The organism is Streptomyces sp. TLI_55, assembly GCF_900206255.1.
Lineage (GTDB): Bacteria > Actinomycetota > Actinomycetes > Streptomycetales > Streptomycetaceae > Streptomyces > Streptomyces aquilus.
Map to the genome: position 1 here is coordinate 6,842,814 of NZ_OAOJ01000001.1, position 13,973 is coordinate 6,856,786.

Consider the following 13,973-nt stretch of genomic DNA (forward strand, 5'->3'; position numbering starts at 1 on the left):
GGCCGCTGACTGAGGAGGCATCGCGCCCAGCGGGACGCCATTCGAGGAACCAGGGTGTCGCCGGGTGATCCAGGCGGCGTACGCTAAGGACGCCATGCCGTACGAACCACCTACACACACCGTCGAGCGCTCCCTTCGCGCCACGACCGGAGCCAAGGTCATTGCCGGTGTCGACGAGGTGGGGCGCGGTGCGTGGGCCGGCCCCGTCACCGTCTGCGCGGCGATCACCGGACTGCGCCGACCCCCCCAAGGCCTCACCGACTCCAAGCTGCTCACCGTCAAGCGGCGTACCGAGCTTGCCGAGGAACTGCGGACGTGGGTGACGTCGTACGCCCTGGGGCACGCCTCTCCGGAGGAGATCGACGAGCTGGGCATGACGGCCGCCCTGCGTCTGGCGGCGGTCCGCGCGCTGGAGACCCTGCCGGTCCGTCCCGAGGCGGTGATCCTCGACGGCAAGCACGACTATCTCGGGGTGCCGTGGCGGGTCCGTACGGTGATCAAGGGGGACCAGTCGTGCGTGGCGGTCGCGGCGGCCTCGGTGATCGCCAAGGTTCAGCGCGACAAAATGATGGCCGAACTGGGTATCGACCATGCAGACTTCGGTTTTGCGGACAATGCCGGGTATCCCTCACCCGTGCACAAGGCCGCGCTGGAGGAGCGGGGACCCACCCCGTACCACCGGCTGTCGTGGGCGTATCTTGATGCGCTGCCCCAGTGGCGGCACCTCAAGAAGGTCCGCAGCTGGGCGGACGGACGCGTTCCGGAGATCGAGGGCCAGCTCGGCTTCGATTTCTGATCGTTCCGCACGCATTTATGTGCCACCCGCCGACGCGAACCGCACCAATGTTTGATAAAAGTCAGCTCATGCCTCTCCCTCCCGAGGAGCCTCAGATTCACGAGAGTGCCCAGGGTCCCCGCGCCACTCCGGCCAGTGGCCGTACCGCGCCGACCCCCCGCCCCGTACCCGGCCCCCGGCCCGCGGCGCACCCGCGTCCCGGTCGTCCCGGACCCCTCCGCCCCACGCCTCCGGTGCAGCGTGCGCCGCATGACGTGGCCGCCACGCCCGGACCGTCGGGCCCGGCTCCCCGCACCGCCGCTCCGGCCAAGGTGACCCCGCAGATCCAGCTGATCCCGGCCTCCGCCGACGGTGCGCTCGACGCCGCCGAGGAAGCCGTGGACCTGCTCCTGGACTCGGGTCGTGCCCCCGGTGACGTGCTGGTGATCACCACCGGCGAGCAGCACCCGTGGGCCACCCACGAGCTGTCCTTCGGCGAAGCCTCCTACTGGGCCCAGCACGACGCGGGTGACGACGTCTTCTACCTGGACGCCGACGCCGCGGGCCGTGCCGGCTCGCGCCCCGTCGTCGTCGTTGCCGTCAATGGCGGTACCGAAGCCGTCGCCGCCACCGTTCTTCCCCTGGCCCACAGCCGGGCCGGCGCTCTGCTGATCGTCTGCGGCGACCCGCAGCAGATCAACTCGGTGCTGGGCGCGGGCGTCTGAGCCCGTCCCGGTGAACCCGGGGGAACGCCGGGGTGACGAAGGCGCCGCCGCGGCGGCGCCTGCACGGTGGGGGTTTTGTCGTGCGCGGACGCCTGCGGGTGGTCCGTGCGCGTGCCCTCGGCGAAGTCTGCTCCGGCGCGGCTGAGCCGTTGACGGGGCTGCATGCTGACCGGGGAGATCCCGCTTCGGTCTCCGCCGTGCATGCGAGCCACCCGAGAGGCAGGGCACGCCTTGCCCGGAGTGCCAGGACTTCCCGCACGCTCGAACCTCACGCCGTACGACTTCCTGTGAGGCCGTACGGCGACGCGCGCTGTCGTATGCCTTCGTGCGTCCTGAACGACCGGCGGAGCCGAGTGGTGTGTCGGTGCACGGGGCGGTCGGTTCAGTGTTCCGGAAGGTGCCCTGGGCACCTTCCCGAGTCTCAGCGGGCTGCCGCGCGGCGCAGTACCTCTGACGCGGCACCGCCGGTGCGCGGCAGCGGAGGCGGCGCCTCGGACAGGGCGAAAGGTTCCGGCGCCGACGTGGAGTTGGGCCGACGGCCGCCGCGGCCCTCACCGAGAACCTGCCAGCCGTCACGCGTGAGCGTGATGTAGGCACCGCAACGCAGTCCGTGCAGTGTGCAGGCGTCGCGCAGCCCCCACATCCACGCGCCGTCCTCCTCCGTCCAACGCGCGTCGCCGTCACGGCAGTACAGCAGCACGGCCGTACGCACCGGGGTGCGGCGGCGCAGGTCGTGCGGGATGACCCGGCGCAGCTGGGCGAGCAGCGCGTTGCGGAACATCCAACCGTCGGCCGGTGCCGGGCGGCGCGTGAACGAGGCGCTCGCGCGCAGCCGTTCGTCCGCGTCGAGGACGGCGACGATCGCCGTCGCGGTCGTCGGACGATGCCGGGAGTGCAGTCCGCTGACGACCTCGCGGGGATTGCGCAGCAGGGGAATCCCGGCTGCGGCCCACTCCGCGGGTTCGAGCAGACGGGTGAGCGGGTTGGATGCGGCGGACAGGTCGGCAGACGTCGACGTGGATGCCGCCGAGGACGGAGCGAATCCGAAGGTCACGGTCCTCCCTTCGGCTACGCGCCCACACTGCGGGCGGGGTCGGATTCGGGGGAACGCACGCCGCAGCAGAGCCCTACCGGACCACGGGCGAGCCGTGCGGGGAGCGGAGTTCAATTCTTCCTGTCGAACTTGAATGCGGCAACGAGCAATTGGGGCCACCGACCGGTATCTGACGGTGTGTGGTTTATATCCCTACCCGGTGTTTCACCTTGCGACGCAAGTCACACGCGCGTGCCTGACGCACGGGATGCCTGGTGTCACGCGTTGTGAAGTGGCCGATTGTCAGTGCCATCGGGTTGCATGGAGGCATGGACAACCTGGAACTCCGCGCCGAAGCCGATGCCGTCCTCGCCGAGCTGGTCGGGGCCCCGGACGGCTCCGCGCGATTGCGGGAGGACCAGTGGCAGGCGGTGGCGGCGCTGGTGGAGGACCGTCGGCGCGCGCTGGTGGTGCAGCGCACCGGCTGGGGCAAGTCGGCGGTGTACTTCGTCGCCACCGCGCTGCTGCGCCGGCGCGGCGCGGGCCCGACCGTGATCGTCTCGCCGCTCCTGGCGCTGATGCGCAACCAGGTCGAGTCGGCGGCGCGGGCCGGGATCAGGGCCCGCACCATCAACTCGGCCAACCCCGAGGAGTGGGACACCATTCACGAGGAGGTGGAGCGGGGCGAGACCGACGTGCTCCTGGTCAGCCCCGAGCGCCTCAACTCCGTCGACTTCCGCGACCAGTTGCTGCCCAAGCTGGCGGCTACGACCGGTCTGCTGGTGGTCGACGAGGCGCACTGCATCTCCGACTGGGGGCATGACTTCCGGCCCGACTACCGCCGGCTGCGGGCGATGCTCACCGAGCTTGCTCCCGGGGTTCCGGTGCTGGCCACCACCGCGACGGCCAACGCGCGCGTCACCGCGGACGTGGCCGAGCAGCTGGGCACCGGCGCAGGAGAGGCCCTGGTGCTGCGCGGACCGTTGGAGCGCGAGAGCCTGCGCATCGGCGTGGTCCAGCTGCCGGACGCCGCACACCGCCTGGCCTGGCTCGCCGAGCACCTGGACGAGCTGCCGGGCTCCGGAATCATCTACACGCTGACGGTCGCCGCCGCCGAGGAGGCCACCGCCCATCTGCGACAGCGAGGCCACCAGGTCGCCTCCTACACGGGGCGCACGGAGAACGCCGACCGGCTCCAGGCCGAGACCGACCTGCTGGAGAACCGGGTCAAGGCGCTCGTCGCGACCTCGGCGCTGGGCATGGGTTTCGACAAGCCCGACCTGGGCTTCGTCATCCATCTCGGCTCGCCGTCCTCGCCGATCGCCTACTACCAGCAGGTCGGCCGCGCGGGACGCGGTGTGGCCCACGCCGACGTGCTGCTGCTGCCGGGCAAGGAGGACGAGGCCATCTGGCGCTACTTCGCCGACACCGCCTTCCCGCCGGAGGCACAGGTCCGCCAGACCCTCGCGGCGCTGGCCGAGGCGGGCCGACCGCTGTCGGTGCCCGCCCTGGAGGCGGTCGTGGACCTCCGGCGCACCCGGCTGGAGACCATGCTCAAGGTCCTCGACGTCGACGGGGCCGTCAAGCGGGTCAAGGGCGGCTGGATCGCCACCGGCGAGCCCTGGGTCTACGACGCCGAGCGGTACGCCTGGGTGGCACGCCAGCGCGCGGCCGAGCAGCAGGCCATGCGCGACTACGTGAGTACGACGGGGTGTCGGATGGAATTCCTGCGCCGTCAGCTGGACGACGAAGGGGCGGCCCCCTGCGGCCGCTGCGACAACTGCGCCGGCCCCTGGGCCGACACCTCTGTCTCGACGGAGACGCTGACGGCGGCGACGAAGGAACTGGACCGTCCGGGCGTCGAGGTCGAACCACGCCGGATGTGGCCGACCGGGATGCCCGCGCTGGGTATCGACCTCAAGGGCCGTATCCCGGCCAAGGAGCAGTGCTCCACCGGGCGCGCCCTGGGGCGGCTCTCCGACATCGGCTGGGGCAACCGGCTGCGCCCGCTGCTGGCCGAGGACGCGCCGGACGGTCCGGTCCCCGACGACGTGCTGCGGGCCGCGGTGGCCGTTCTCGCCGACTGGGCGCGATCGCCCGGCGGGTGGGCCACTGATGCCCCGGACGCCGCCGCCCGGCCGGTGGGCGTCGTCGCCGTACCGTCCCTGGCCCGCCCCCGACTGGTGGGTTCCCTCGCCGAAGGCATCGCCGGCATCGGCCGCCTCCCGTTCCTGGGCACGCTGACGTACACGGGCCCCGGGGGTACGCACGCGGCCCGGCGCAGCAACTCCGCCCAGCGGCTCAGGGCGCTGTCCGGCAGCTTCGCCGTATCCGACGAACTCGCCGAAGCACTGGCCGCCACGCCCGGCCCCGTCCTGCTCGTGGACGACTACACCGACTCCGGCTGGACCTTGGCGGTCGCGGCCCGGCTGCTGCTCCGGGCCGGGAGCGAGCGGGTGCTGCCTCTGGTGCTTGCTGCGGCGGGCTGAGTCGCCTCGGCGGGAGCGACGCCTTGCGTGCGCGCTCGGCAGGTGGTCCGTGGTGAAGGCAGGGGCGGATCGTCGTGCCCCTGGCCGGAGTGGAATTGACGTCTCCCTGGCCCGCGATGAATTGACGTGTCCCTGGCCCGAGTTATCCACAGGCGAAAGCGGAATCCTGCGATTCGCGAGATCGTCTGGGCATGACGAACCACGGCGAAACTATTGGATCCCCCGAAAGCCACGGAAATGCCGAAACTGAGGCATCCGACGCAGAAATCTCCACTACTCCCGCAAGCGGCGAGGCGACGGGAGGCAGCGCCCGCAAGAGGCTCGGTGCGCGAGACGAGCACCCGGCGCAGGCGGAAGGCGTCGACTCCCTCGCGTACGACGGCCACGGCGACGAACAGGTGACCCTGCGCACCCCGGCCGAACTGGCCGACGCCCTGCCCTATCTGCTCGGCTACCGGCCGGAGGACAGCATCGTCCTGGTCGCCCTCCGCGACAAGGACGGACGTGGCCGCTTCGGGGGGCGGGCCCGGCTCGGCATTCCCGCGAACGCCGACGATTGGCCTGCCGTGGCCGGGCAGTTGGCCCACGGACTGATCACCGGCAGCGAGCGCAGAGGAGCCCGTCCCGACCAGATGGTCGCCTACCTCTGCCAGGAGCCCGGCCCGGGAGAGTCGGGGCGGGAGGTGATGGAACGACTCCGGCCGCTCGCCCAGCAACTGCGTGTCGAGTGCGGCACCCGCGACGTGCCGGTGATCGAGGCACTCTGCATCTCCGACGGCCGCTTCTGGTCCTACTGCTGTGTGAGCGAGGCGTGCTGTCCGCCCGAGGGGCAGTCGATGGGCCTGCCGGGCACGTCGGTGCTGGCCGCGGCCGCCACCTACGCCGGCCTCCAAGTACGCGGCACCTTGCGGGAGTTGCGGGGCAGGCTGATGCCCTGGGAGAACGCCTCCGTCCTGGCCCAGGAGATCGCCCTCGACACCGCCGGCATGGCGATTGTTCCGAGGATCCTCGATGAGGCCGGTCGCGCCGGTGTGGCCGCGGAGACCCTGGAGCTTGCCGAACAGGTCATGCGGCGCTTCGAGCAGGCACCGGCCGTGTCCGGCATCCTCACTGCGGATCTCCGTGACGACCAACTGCTGGGCCACGACGAGGCCGCATCGCTGATCCTCGGCCTCCAGGACCGCACGACCCGAGACCGCGCGGCGGAGTGGATGGAAGGGGACGCGGCAGGTCCCGCCCTACGGCTGTGGCGAGCCCTCGCCCGACGCTGCGTCGGGCCGTACGGCGAACACGCAGCGGCGCCGCTGACCCTCGCCGGCTGGGTCGCATGGTCGACCGGCGACCAGTTGGAGGCGAGGGAGGCTTTGGCCATGGCCCTGGGTGCGGACCCCGATTACCTCTTCGCGCGCCTGCTCCACCAGGCCTGCAACGAGGGACTGGACCCGGAGTCGATCCGCCGTTGTCTGCGGTCGGAACGCGGCGAGAAGGGACGGACGGAGCCTGTGGGAGCCGTCGACTCCGTGGCCGGGGTGGGGCGGCCGGATGGGCCGGACGCGGGAGGTGTGGCAGCCGACGAGGACACCGAGGCCGCGGTAGGGGCCGGCGAGGCCGCCTCGTCCGTGCCGCTTTCGGCGCCCGCGGTGGCTTCCGGCCGTCGACGCCGGACGCGATCCGCCGACACGGGTACGAGCGGTGCTCGTTCGGCGAAGGGGGAGCGGGAGGGGCGTGGTCCCGGGGTGGGTTCCCGGTCTCGTGCTTCGGCGGGGGGAGGCGCGCGGCCTGGTGCGGCGCGTCCGTCGGCGGGAGGCACGCGGCCCGATTCGGCTCGTGCCGGTCGTGCTCGTAAGGGGGTTGACGGCAGCGGACGGGACGTGCGCGGGGGTGGTGCGCGGTCTGGGGGCGTGGGGGAGGCGGGGACTGGGTGATGGCGTGTGGGGCGAGGATGGCTGACTCGGGGGCTGGAGCTGCGGCTGCGGGGGCTACGGGGGTTGCTGCTGTGGGGATAGCGGGGACGGTTGGGCGAGGGCGAGGGCGAGGGCGAGGGCGAGGGCGAGGGTGAGGGGCAGGGCGGGCTGCGGGCACACCTGCGGGGACGCCGTCGGCCGGCCCCGCCGCCATCCGGTCTGCTTCGGCGGTTGGAGGCGTGACCCTGAGGAGCCCTGCTCCGTTCACCTGAGTGGCGGAACGCGTGGACGGACCTGCCGCCGCACCCCCGTTCACAGTCCCGCCACCGTTCAGAATCCCGCCCCGCCGATGCCGCACCCGCCCAAGGCGCACCGAGCGCAGAAGAGGCCGCCCATGTATCAGCCGACTCCGCCCTCCACCGCCGACGATCACCGCTCTGTCTCGGATTCGACGGCCTTACAGCAGCCGGACCCGGTCGTAAGGCCCAGCCCGCAGTCCACCGCGGCGGCAGACTGGCCACGTCCGTCGAGTCCGCCGACGGCAGAGGAGCCGCATCTGTCGAGTCCGCCGACGGCAGAGGAGCCGCATCCGTCGAGTGCGCCGATGGCAGACGGGCCGCATCCGTCGAGTCCCGCGGCGTCAGACGGGCCGCATCCCCCAAGCCCGGCGGCATCAGACCGGCCGCCTCTCTCAAGCCCGCCGACGTCTGGCCGGCCGCATCCCGCGAGCCCGTCCACGGCAGACCAGCCACATCGCGCAAGCCCGGCTATGGCAGCCCGGCCCGCGCCCCGTGGCCCGGCGTCAACCCGGACCGCGGGGCAGACACCTCGTGCCTCGGCCGCACCACCCCTCGGTGGCCAGTTCCCGCCGCCCCGTCGACCCGCCGATCTGCCATCCACCCACACCACTCTGATCTGCCTCGCCCTTCCGGGCCTCGCCATCTCCACGGAGCAAGGGCAGCTGACCGGTCGCGGGCTGGAGGGGTTCTACCGGGCCGGTCGGCGTGTGCTGTCGCGCTGTCAGGTGCGGGTGGCCGGGCGTGAACCGCTCGCGGTGCAGGCGCGGATGACCGCAGCCGACAGCGCGCGGTTCCTGGGCGCCGTCCGTACCTCTCCGCATGTGGGCCCGGACCCGGATGTGCTCGTCGAGCGCATCCGGCACGCTGACGGTACGGAGCGGATCACCCTGCACAGCGCGGCCGTTCGTCCGCTCCGGCTGCCGGTCGAGGTGGCCCTCGGCACGGATCTGGCCGACCTGGGCGCCATCGCGGCCGGTGGCCCGGGACCCGAACTGCCCGCGAGCGTCCATGACTCCGGCCTGCGCTGGTCGTCGCCCCTCGGGAGCGCGTCGGTCACGGCAGACCCGCCGCCCGCCGACGCGCTGGCTTCGGCCGGTCTGCTGCGCTGGGAGTTCGTCATGCCGCCGGGCGGCAGTGCGAGCGTCGAGCTGCGGGTCCGCCCGGACGGCGCGGGACCCGTCCGCGCCGTGGGCCGGGCGGCGACGAGCCCTCTCGCTCCCGCCCGTGCGATGGGCGACGATCACAGGGCCCAGCACCTCATGCGAACGAGCATCGAGGATCTTCAGGCCCTGCTGCTGCGCGACCCCGCACACCCCACCGACACCCACCTCGCCGCCGGCGCACCCTGGCGCTGCGGCCTTTCACCGGCCGACGCGCTCGCCGCCGCCCGCATGACCCTGCCGCTCGGCACCCGCCTCGCCGCGGGCACCCTGCGCACCCTCGCTCGCACCCAGCTCCAGGGCCCGGGCGCGCAGTCCGGCATGATTCCCGGGCCCAGACGCGACGCGGGTACACATCTGCCCCCGAGCTGCACCGGCACGGAAGCCACGCTGCTCTTCCCGGTGCTGCTCGCCGAAGCCCGTCGCTGGGGCCTGCCCGAGGTCGAGACGGAAGAGTTCCTGCCCGCCGCCGAACGCTGTCTGACCTGGCTGCGCACCACTGTCGGCGACGCTCCCTACCTGTGCGATCCGCAGCCCGGCGGGCCCCAGCGCTGCGAGACGCAGGCACACGCCCATCGCGCGGCCCTGCTCGGCGCCGATCTGCTGGACACCTTTGGCAGACCGGGTGGTGCCGGGCTGCGGCAGTGGGCGCAGCGGCTGCGGGCCGCCTTCCGGGAAGACTTCTGGATCGACGACCTGGGCGGCGGCCGACCCGCGGCAGCCCGTGCTCCGGACGGCCGTCCGGTCCCGCACCTCGGCGCGGCGGCCGTCCACCTCCTCGACACCGGTCTGCTGGGCGGCGGCGAGCTGGCCCCCGGGCTGCTCGACAAGGTGCAGACCGAACAGCTCGCCCGACTGCTCGGCGGGCCCGCCATGGACTCGGGCTGGGGGCTGCGCGGGCTGGGTGCGAAAGAGGCGGGGTACAACCCGTTCGGCCACCGAGGGGGCGCCGTCAGAACGCAGGAGACAGTGGTCGCCGTCGCGGGCCTGGCCGCCGCCGGGTACGAGAAACAGGCGACGTCACTCCTCCGGGGCACGCTGGCGGCGGCCGAGACCTTCGGCCACCGGTTGCCCGAGATGTACGCGGGGGAGCAGCGCACCGACGTGAGCGCACCCGTCCCGCACCCGGCGGCCTGCCGGCCCGCGGCCACGGCGGCCGCCGCGGGGGTGATGCTGCTGACCACACTCGCGGGCATCCGGCCCGACGCCCCGGCAGGGACGGTCACCTTGCGTCCCGTACGCAGTGCGCCGCTGGGAGAGATCGTCCTGACCGGGCTGCGGATCGCGGGTGCCCCTTTCTCCGTTCGGGTCGGCCGCCTCGGTCTGGCCATGGTCGAAGAGGCGGCCGACGGACTGCAACTGGGAGTGTGACCTCGTACGACATGCAGCTGCGGCCCGTCGGGAGCAGACGAGGAGCGCGTGGCGGACGGAAGTGGATCAGCCATCGATGCGGCCGACGAAGGGAGTGTTTATCGTCAGGCAGACGACTATGATCGCCGCATGTCCTACGACCCGTCAGCCTTTCCGCCCTTCGCTGTCACCGTGGACCTGGTCGTGCTGACCGTGCGCCGTCATGCTCTGTGCGCGCTGGCGGTACGCAGGGGCGAACCGCCCTTCCAGGGGCGCTGGGCGCTTCCCGGCGGTTTCGTGCGGGCCGACGAGGACCTGTCGCAGGCGGCGGCCCGCGAACTCGCCGAGGAGACGGGGTTGCGCGCCCACGACCCGGCCGCCCCGGCGCAGGACAACGGCGCCCATCTGGAGCAGCTCGCGACCTACGGCGACCCCAAGCGGGACCCTCGGATGCGGGTGGTCAGTGTCGCGCACCTCGCGCTCGCCCCCGACCTGCCCGCGCCCCGGGCGGGCGGCGACGCCAGCAACGCGCGCTGGGCGCCGGTCGAGGAACTGCTCCAGCAAGGGGGCTACGGCCGGGACGGCGAACCGGTCGCACCGCTCGCCTTCGACCACGCGCAGATCCTGTCAGACGGTGTGGAACGCGCCCGTTCCAAGATCGAGTACTCGTCGCTGGCCACGGCGTTCTGCCCCACCGAGTTCACCGTGGGAGAGCTGCGCCGCGTCTACGAAGCGGTGTGGGGGGTGGCGCTGGACCCGCGCAACTTCCACCGCAAGGTGACGGGGACGCCAGGCTTTCTCGTCCCGACCGGCGGTACGACCACACGGCAGGGCGGCCGCCCCGCGCAGCTCTTCCGGGCCGGCGGCGCCACCCTCCTCAACCCGCCGATGCTGCGCCCCGAGGTGTGACGCGGACCTGGGGTTTCGCGGGCGGTGAGGTATCGGGCGGTGTCCGTAGGCGTGGTTGGGCGGCGAACACTGGTCCGAAAGGCCTGACTACCGCCCGCGGAGCGGGCCTTGCGGTACCGAAAAAACGGACATAGCGCGCTATCTTGCTGCGGGTGATCCAGGCCTTCGGACTGACCAGCAACCCCCGCAAGGAGCTTCCGCCCGCCGTCGACGACGTCTCCTTCGAAGCCCGGGCAGGCCGCGTCACCGCGCTGCTCGGTGCGCCGGGGTCGGGCAAGACGACGACGCTCAGACTCATGCTCGAACTCCAACAGGGCCGTGGCGTCACCTACTTCAGAGGCCGCCCCCTGCACCGGCTCGCCCATCCCTCGCGCGAAGTCGGCGTGCTCCTGGGCGATGTGCCGGGCCACCCGGCGCGCACGGTGCGAGGACACCTGCGGATGCTGTGCGCCGCCGCTGGGGTTCCGGTACGGCGGGCCGACGAGGTGCTGGAGGTCGTCGGTCTCGTCAGCCTGCGCGAGGAACGGCTCGGCACGCTGTCGCGCGGCATGGACCGCCGCCTCGGCCTGGCCTGCGTCCTGCTGTCCGATCCGCACACGCTCGTCCTGGACCACCCCGCCGAGGGGCTCTCCGCCCGGGAAAGCAGGTGGCTGTACGGCATGCTGCGCGCCCACGCGACGCAGGGCGGCACCGTGCTCATCACCACCGCCGACCCCAAAGAGGCCGCCCGCACCGCCGACCGGGTCGTCACCCTCGACGAGGGCAGACTCGTCGCCGACCAGGAGGCCGCCGACTTCTCCCGCACCCGGCTGCGCCCTCGAGTGGCCGTCCGCACCCCGCACGCCACCCGCCTCGCCGCCCTCCTCGCCAAGGAAGCCCGCACGGCACACCGCTCCGTCGAGGTCGTCCGCGAGGGCGGCAACCGCCTCTCCGTGTACGGCAGCACCTGCGCCGACGTCGGCGAGATCGCGTTCCGCCATGGTGTGCTCGTCCACCAACTCGCGGACGAGATCGGCGACATGGGGCCGGGCGCGGGAGCGTCACCATGGGACGAAGGGCCCACCACGGAGGCCAGGTGGGCTTCCGACGCCCTTCCGGCGGACGCGGTCGCGACTGCCGTTCCCGCAGAAGACGATGCCGCGGAGAATTCCGGCACGCCTTCCACGCACCCGGCCGAGATCGACCGCCCCGAACAAGTAGACGTCGCTCAAGGGACAGGCGACCCTTCGCCGGAACCGACGGCCCTCAGCACCGCCGGACAACAACCCCTGACGGACTCACCACCATCAGAAACCCCTGTACAGCCCGCGCTTCCCGCTGATCCCGAGGCAACGCGAACCTCCGCTCGGCAGCCCTCGCCTCCCGCCGATCCCAAGGCCACGTCAACCCCCGCACAGATCACCCACCCCCCAGTGACCGCCAAGCCCATCGCCATCTCCGAGCTTCCACCCCCCATCTCCGTCCGCCCCGCCCCCAGCCCCCTCCGCCCGCTCCGGTACGAGGTGCGGCGCGCGGCCGGGGTCGGGACCGGGTTTCTCACGGGGGCCGCCGTGCTGGTCGTGTCCGCCCTGACCGCCGTACTGCTCGCCCGCATCGGTCACACCCCGCAGCACCGGCTGCTGGCCGCGTGGCCGCGGGAGCTGCCGTTGCCGCCCGCGGCGCTCGGGGCGGGGCTGCTCGGGGCTTTCGCCTTCGGCGATGAGTTCCGCCACACCGCGCTGGCGGCGGACCGCGGCAGCGTGCCCCGTCGGCTGGGGCTGCTGGCGGCCAAACTCGTCGTCTCCGCCGTCACCGCGCTGCTGCTGGCCTTCCTCACCGTGGGCTGCGACGCCGAAGTGCTCTATCTCGTGTACGGACGGGAGCTCGCGCGAGTTCCCGTCGACTGGCTGTCGCTGGGCGCGAGTTGGACGGGGCTCGTCGTGGGCTGTGCCTGGGCGGGGGTGCTGGCCGCGGGCATCTTCCGGTCCACCACGGCGGGGCTGGCCGCCGTGGTCGCCGTACCCGTCGTAGTCGTACCCCTCGTACAAAAGGCCTTCGAAGGACCGGCTGTGCGGACGGCCGCAGGGTTCCCGATGCGGCTGCGTGAGACGTTTCTGCTCCAGTGGCCCTTCGGCGGAGAGCGCTATCTGTCCGCCGTGGCGCGGGTGATCGGCCAACCCGTGGGCGGGGCGCTGACGTTGTCTTTGACGGCCCTGCTCTGCGCATATCTGCTCACGACGCTGCGAAGCAGAGTCCGATGACGACCGTCCGTGACCTTCCGATCCCGCTCTGTGCGCAACTCCCCAGGGAAAGCCCATTTCTTTCCGATAAGGCGTCAATTGCGACGGGGTGAGCGATCACCCTTTCGTGTGCTTTTCACCAAAGACCTCAAGGGAGTTGGGGACGGCGCCGACAAAGGATCCGTGAGTACCCTTGCGCACACCATGATGACCGCCGCCCGCTCCGCCGACTCCGGTCTCGCCGGCCCGGGCGAACTCGACCGCTACCCCTTCGCGGATGCGCCCGCCGCAGACCGCCTCGGCGCCTCCGCCTGGGACGCCGCGGAACCCGAGCTGGGCCGCGTGGGCCGACGCGCCGCGGGCAGCCGTGGACGCGGACTGCACGGCCAACTCGTCCAGCAGCTGGGACAGATGATCGTCTCGGGCGACCTGGGCGCCGACCGCCCGCTGGTGCCCGAGGAGATCGGCCAGCGTTTCGAGGTCTCCCGCACCGTCGTCCGCGAGTCTCTCCGCGTCCTGGAGGCCAAGGGCCTGGTCAGCGCCCGCCCGAACGTCGGCACGCGCGTGCGCCCGGTCAGCGACTGGAACCTCCTCGACCCGGACATCATCGAGTGGCGGGCCTTCGGGCCGCAGCGCGACGACCAGCGGCGCGAGCTGAGCGAGCTGCGCTGGACGATCGAGCCGCTCGCCGCGCGTCTCGCCGCCGGCCATGGGCGCGAGGAGGTGCAGCAGCGGCTCGCCGACATGGTGGAGATCATGGGGCACGCCATGGCGCAGGGTGACGCGCTGACGTTCTCGCGCGCGGACGCCGAGTTCCATTCCCTGCTCATCCAGGTCGCGGGCAACCGCATGCTGGAGCACCTTTCCGGGATCGTGTCGGCCGCGCTCCAGGTGTCCGGCGGACCGGTCACCGGGTGCGACCGTCCGAACGAGGCCTCCCTGGCACAGCACGGCAGGATCGTCGACGCCCTCGCCGCCGGCGACGCCATGGCCGCGGAGTCCGCCATGCGCCAGTTGCTGACCGTCCACCCCGAGGTGGAGCGCGTGGTGCCGGCGCCGCGCGAGCACTGACCGCACACCGCGGGCGGCGCGGCCGGAAGGTGCCTCCCC

Annotated in this window: 9 protein-coding genes; 8 read left to right on the forward strand and 1 reads right to left on the reverse strand. The window is 72.5% G+C overall.

The window, feature by feature from the left end:
* Positions 1–94 precede the first annotated feature (94 nt).
* Both CRP56_RS31585 and CRP56_RS31590 read left to right on the forward strand, forming a co-directional pair.
* Positions 95–796, forward strand: coding sequence for a ribonuclease HII (locus CRP56_RS31585; protein ID WP_097274638.1), 702 nt, complete (start codon positions 95–97; stop codon positions 794–796).
* A gap of 68 nt (positions 797–864) precedes the next feature.
* Positions 865–1,500, forward strand: a complete 636-nt coding sequence (locus tag CRP56_RS31590) for a hypothetical protein (protein ID WP_097269731.1) — start codon at positions 865–867, stop codon at positions 1,498–1,500.
* 421 nt (positions 1,501–1,921) lie between these two features.
* On the opposite strand, the gene CRP56_RS31595 is transcribed toward CRP56_RS31590, so the two are convergent.
* A complete protein-coding gene (locus CRP56_RS31595) occupies positions 1,922–2,554 on the reverse strand; it encodes a hypothetical protein (RefSeq protein WP_097269733.1) in 633 nt (210 codons plus the stop codon).
* Positions 2,555–2,862: 308 nt separating this feature from the next.
* On the opposite strand from CRP56_RS31595, the gene CRP56_RS31600 reads away from it, so the two are divergent.
* The 6 genes from CRP56_RS31600 to CRP56_RS31625 all read left to right on the forward strand — a co-directional run bounded on the left by CRP56_RS31600 (position 2,863) and on the right by CRP56_RS31625 (position 13,934).
* Complete coding sequence (locus tag CRP56_RS31600; RefSeq protein ID WP_097269735.1) at positions 2,863–5,022, forward strand: RecQ family ATP-dependent DNA helicase; 2,160 nt, start codon at positions 2,863–2,865, stop codon at positions 5,020–5,022.
* Between the two features lie 191 nt (positions 5,023–5,213).
* On the forward strand, positions 5,214–6,947 hold the full coding sequence (locus tag CRP56_RS31605) for a DUF4192 domain-containing protein (protein ID WP_097269738.1): 1,734 nt from the start codon (positions 5,214–5,216) through the stop codon (positions 6,945–6,947).
* A 940-nt stretch (positions 6,948–7,887) separates the two neighbouring features.
* The gene (locus tag CRP56_RS31610; RefSeq protein ID WP_257042012.1) at positions 7,888–9,756 is read left to right on the forward strand and encodes a glycogen debranching N-terminal domain-containing protein; all 1,869 of its coding nucleotides are present in this window, start codon (positions 7,888–7,890) and stop codon (positions 9,754–9,756) included.
* A gap of 129 nt (positions 9,757–9,885) precedes the next feature.
* On the forward strand, positions 9,886–10,644 hold the full coding sequence (locus CRP56_RS31615) for an NUDIX hydrolase (protein WP_097269742.1): 759 nt from the start codon (positions 9,886–9,888) through the stop codon (positions 10,642–10,644).
* Positions 10,645–10,796: 152 nt separating this feature from the next.
* The gene (locus CRP56_RS31620; protein ID WP_097269744.1) at positions 10,797–12,884 is read left to right on the forward strand and encodes an ABC transporter ATP-binding protein; all 2,088 of its coding nucleotides are present in this window, start codon (positions 10,797–10,799) and stop codon (positions 12,882–12,884) included.
* 162 nt (positions 12,885–13,046) lie between these two features.
* The gene (locus CRP56_RS31625; protein WP_097269746.1) at positions 13,047–13,934 is read left to right on the forward strand and encodes a FadR/GntR family transcriptional regulator; all 888 of its coding nucleotides are present in this window, start codon (positions 13,047–13,049) and stop codon (positions 13,932–13,934) included.
* The last annotated feature ends 39 nt before the right edge of the window (positions 13,935–13,973 follow it).

What these genes read in the sequence shown, in the direction of transcription:
- CRP56_RS31590 (WP_097269731.1), top strand. Translation starts at nt 865, where the DNA reads ATGCCTCTCCCTCCCGAGGAGCCTCAGATTCACGAGAGTGCCCAGGGT.
- CRP56_RS31605 (WP_097269738.1), top strand. Translation starts at nt 5,214, where the DNA reads ATGACGAACCACGGCGAAACTATTGGATCCCCCGAAAGCCACGGAAAT.
- CRP56_RS31600 (WP_097269735.1), top strand. Translation starts at nt 2,863, where the DNA reads ATGGACAACCTGGAACTCCGCGCCGAAGCCGATGCCGTCCTCGCCGAG.
- CRP56_RS31585 (WP_097274638.1), top strand. Translation starts at nt 95, where the DNA reads ATGCCGTACGAACCACCTACACACACCGTCGAGCGCTCCCTTCGCGCC.
- CRP56_RS31615 (WP_097269742.1), top strand. Translation starts at nt 9,886, where the DNA reads ATGTCCTACGACCCGTCAGCCTTTCCGCCCTTCGCTGTCACCGTGGAC.